Source organism: Paraeggerthella hongkongensis, from assembly GCF_003726035.1.
Classification (GTDB): Bacteria; Actinomycetota; Coriobacteriia; order Coriobacteriales; family Eggerthellaceae; genus Paraeggerthella; species Paraeggerthella hongkongensis.
The window spans coordinates 1-4,159 of sequence record NZ_QICD01000046.1; the positions used below are offsets into that span (position 1 = coordinate 1).

Annotated in this window: 2 protein-coding genes; one reads left to right on the forward strand and one right to left on the reverse strand. The window is 59.5% G+C overall.

Annotated elements, in window-relative coordinates; genetic code table 11:
- On the reverse strand, positions 1-1,812 hold a 1,812-nt coding region (locus DMP08_RS12190), incomplete at its 3' end, for an N-acetylmuramoyl-L-alanine amidase (protein WP_161555471.1).
- 291 nt (positions 1,813-2,103) lie between these two features.
- Between DMP08_RS12190 and DMP08_RS12195 the strand changes: the two genes are divergently transcribed.
- A partial coding sequence (locus DMP08_RS12195) for an MBL fold metallo-hydrolase (protein ID WP_148042366.1) occupies positions 2,104-4,159 on the forward strand: 2,056 nt, incomplete at its 3' end.

Sequence of the window (4,159 nt, forward strand, 5' to 3'; positions counted from 1 at the left end):
CCCGTCGGGAGTCTTCGTCCAGCCCGTGGCCATCCTGCCGGACTCGGGGTCGAGCCAGTACCACGTCCCGCCCTGCTTGAGCCAGCCGGTCTGCATGGCGCCGGAGGCTGACAGGTAGTACCAGGCCCCGCCGTCCTTGAGCCAGCCGCCGGGCCTCATCGCGCCGGAGCTCTCGAAGAAGTACCGCTTGCCGTCCGAGGCCTTCGCCCAGCCCGTGGCCATCCTGCCGGATTCCGGGTCGAGCCAGTACCACGTCCCGCCCAGGCTCAGCCAGCCGGTCTGCATGGTGCCGGAGCCGGACAGGTAGTACCAGGCCCCATCCAGCTTCAACCAACCGGTCTGCATGGCGCAAGAGTCGTTGAAAAAGTACCGCTTGCCCTCTATGGTCTGCCAGCCGACAGCAGCATACGAATCAGAACCGAACCAGTACTTCCTCCCTTGAACCTGCTGCCAGCAGTTCGTAGCATACGTGCCATCCGCCAGCTTCAGCTTCCAGCGACCGTTATCAAGCTCCCAAGCTGAAGAAAGCTTGTACGTCTCGGCAATACCTTCAGCGTCAGCGTAGCCGAGCTTCTTCAAGAACGATTCGTCCTTCAACTTGGAGCTGTCGCTCTCGTTGGACAAGAAGGCATGCTCCACAATGATTCCTACGATGCCGGCCTCGCGGCTCGCCTCGATAACGGTGTAGTAATCCTGAATACTTCCATCCGGATAGTAAAACGGCCCCTCGCCATTCACGCGCTCGGAATCGCGCACCTTAATGCCACGGTCAGCCAACCCAAGCGCGGTCAGCTTTTCCAAGATCTTGCTAGAAAGATGAGCACCCTCTTCGTGAAGCTCCTTGCGGTAGCTGCTGTCATTGGGATACCACACCTCGGCCCCGTTCGCCGAAGAAGCCGACGAGGCATTGATGTGCAAACTCACAAACACATTAGCGCCCGCCGCAACCGCACGATTGACACGCTCGGCAAGACCCACCCTCTCATCCTGTCCGCGCGTCAGATAAACCTCGACGTTCGCGTATGCGCCAAGCGCCTCTTTGCAATACTGCGCGATTTTCCAGGTAACATCTTTTTCAACTAGACCGTTACCCGACGCGCCGGGCTCGCTTCCCCCATGGCCAGGATCCAGGGCAACGACAAACTTTCCTGAAGGGGCACGACCTGCGGGAACCGCAGACCGTCCCATAGGAACCGGAGAGCCTTCGGCGGACAGCTGAACAGCCTCGTCGAACGAAGACGCCTCTTCAAGCTGACCGTCTTCGGTAAGCGCGAACATGGATACACTGGCACCATCCTCGCCTCCTTCGAGCGAGAACGCAGCGACGCTCGGAGGTTCGACTTCGAACGCATACGGTTCGCCCTCCCACGAAGACAGGTCGACCGCCAACGAACGACCGTCGGATGCAGCCAAGGCCTCCATCCGGTCAAGTCGATACTCGCCCGATTCCGCAAGCGCCACCGAGAAAAGCGCTGCGTTTCCAGCAAGCTCCGAAGCCGCCACCTCTATCGATTCGCCCGAAGGGGCAACCAGATGCAACTCCGCAGATGAAAGGGCAATCGACTCATCGTCAAGCGCTACAGCGACAAGCTGGGACTCCCCCACGCTTGGAGAGGCGTGATCGAAATAAACAAAACCCACCTGCTGCTCAATGGGGTCGACCGCAGCGGCTTGGGGCGCTTGCGCATCCGATTCGCCTTCCCCGACCTCCGAGCCCGCTTCATCCCCATCCGCCTGCGAATCGGGAACGGCCAGCAAATCCTCGGAAGCACCCTTGTCATCCGAAGCCTTTTGATCGGCAGCATCCGACAAAGCACTGCCATCTTGGGGACGAGCGAACGCTGAAAGGGGCGCAACCGGAACTAGCGCACAGACAAGCGCCAAAGACAACGCCAGTTTTGCCAACCTAGATGAAACCTGGTGCATGGCGCACCTCCAAACCATGAAACAACGATGGACCTTTTTACGCATTATGCAGGTAGCGAGTATACCAGCAAACGGCGCATCAACCTCAAAGCACCTTTTAGATAGCGTATACTTAACGCCTAGTAATAAGAATAGGAATACGCAGAAAACGCACGCGAACCAACGAGGCAGGAAACCGTGAACCGAATCTCCCGATCCCACCCCCAAAGAACCCAGCTCGTCTGCATTGCACTAACACTAGCTCTTTCGTGGCAACTCGCGTTCTCGGCATTCACCGCGCCCCAAGCCGCCTTCGGCACGCAAGCTCCCGCTCAGGGTATAACGCGAATCCACATTCTGCCATTCGCCTACACAGATGCCATCGTACTAGAAAGCAACGGACGATTCGGTATTGTCGATTCCGGAGAAGACAGCGATTACCCAGACGGTAGCGACCCCCGCTACCCCTTTCGCGAGGGCATCACAAGAGGGGGAGGCGTTGAGGACAGCGTTATCTCGTACCTAAAAAGCCTCGGGGTGAATTCTAGCAACCTCGATTTTTATCTAGGAACGCATCCGCATAGCGACCATATAGGCTCCGCCGACGAGATCATCCGCGAGTTCAGCCCTCGTCGCGTATATATTTCCGAATATCAAGATTCGTTCATATCGGACGAATCGCGGCTTTGGGACAATCAATACGTCTATGACAGGGCTATTGCGGCAGCGAAAGAGACCGGGGGCATCCTCATCCAGAACCTCAGCCCGAACGCACCCATCGAGCCATCCCCTGACGATTCTCAGGAAGAAAACACCCTCGATGCTATCGGGAAGATGCCCGAAGCCGACGTACTTGATGCCGGAGCAATCGTCGAGAGATTCGGGATAGATCCCACCGACCAAAGAGATCCTTACAACTCCGAGACCTTGCCCGACACCGGTATCGCGGTAACTCGCTCAAGCGATTCTAACCTGATACACGAATACGAGCCCGATCCGTCGACTACGGGAAACCCCTGCTTTACGCTAGGGAGCATGAGCATCGAGATCGTCAATTACGGTGACGACTACAAATTCAATCCCGTTCCCGATGCAAACTACTTTTCCTGGGGCGTCAAGGTGGAAACGAACGGATCAACCGCGTTTCTCTCGGGAGACATCAATAACTACGACGGAGACGAAGACCGACTCGCAAAAGCCATCGGCCATGTCGACCTACTCAAGCTGGGTCATCACGGAACCGTTGGTTCGAACACCCCTCTCTATCTGGCTGCGCTCTCCCCCGCATACGCCATCCAAACCGGGCACGGCACCAATCTTCCTGAATACGCAACAAGCGCGCTTGACGCGCTTCAAATCCGCTACTTCACCGCGCCGGAAGCCGCAGCAAGCGGTCTCGAAGCCGTGATAACAACGTTCACGCCAAACGGCATCGAACTCAACACCATGCAAAACGGTGCGACATTTCACTCGTTTAGCCACTCCCCGCACATGGCCGCCTATCGGCAGGGCCTCAAGCAGGAGCAGCACGGATGGAAGAACGTCGATGGCTCATGGTTTTGGTTCGACGACAGCGCAGCGGCGTCCGAAAACACCTGGCTGAAGCAAAGAGAGACGTGGTACTGGCTCACCGAATCAGGCAAGATGGCCACGGGCTGGGCGAAGGCCTCGGACGGCAAGCGGTACTTCTTCGAGAGCTCCGGCGCGATGAGGCCCGGCGGCTGGCTCAAGGACGGCGGGGCCTGGTACTACCTGGCCGCTTCCGGCGCCATGCAGACCGGCTGGCTGAGCCTGGGCGGGACGTGGTACTGGCTCGACCCCGAGTCCGGCAGGATGGCCACGGGCTGGGCGAAGACGCCGGACGGCAAGCGGTACTTCTTCGACGGCTCGGGCGCGATGAAGTCCGGCGGCTGGATGAGCTCGGGCGGGGCCTGGTACTACCTGTCCGGCTCCGGCGCCATGCAGACCGGCTGGCTCAAGCAGGGCGGGACGTGGTACTGGCTCGACCCCGAGTCCGGCAGGATGGCCACGGGCTGGGCGAAGACGCCGGACGGGACGTGGTACTTCTTCGACGGCTCGGGCGCGATGAAGTCCGGCGGCTGGATGAGCTCGGGCGGGGCCTGGTACTACCTGTCCGGCTCCGGCGCCATGCAGACCGGCTGGCTCAAGCAGGGCGGGACGTGGTACTGGCTCGACCCCGAGTCCGGCAGGATGGCCACGGGCTGGGCGAAGACGCCGGACGGGACGTGGTACT